1 protein-coding gene is annotated in these 317 nt (G+C 35.6%); it reads left to right on the top strand.

Going from position 1 to position 317, the window contains the following annotated elements:
- Window positions 1-317 (top strand): single-stranded DNA-binding protein (ssb, locus tag BN338_RS09345; protein ID WP_039761475.1); only part of this gene is annotated, 317 nt, incomplete at both ends.

The following is a 317-nucleotide window of genomic DNA, read 5'->3' as shown; positions in this document are numbered from 1 at the left end:
AGTATAGCAACTTCTGAAAGCTATACTGATAAAAAGACCAATCAAAAAATAGATGAAACGGAATGGCATTCCATTGTGGTTTTTAATCCACATTTGGCAAAATTGGCAAAAATTGCACTTCAATATCTACACAAAGGTTCAAAGGTTTACATAGAAGGCAAATTACAAACACGTAAATGGCAAGATAAAAACGGTCATGATCGTTACACAACAGAGATTGTCTTGTCACAATATAAAGGTGAACTGTATTTGCTTGATGCAAAGAAAGAGCAATCTGCGTCCTCTTCGTCTGTCACTTCTCAAAGTTATGCTATCGC

The organism is Bartonella queenslandensis AUST/NH15 (assembly GCF_000312585.1).
Lineage (GTDB): Bacteria > Pseudomonadota > Alphaproteobacteria > Rhizobiales > Rhizobiaceae > Bartonella > Bartonella queenslandensis_A.
This window is presented reverse-complemented; position numbering and strand designations above follow the sequence as displayed.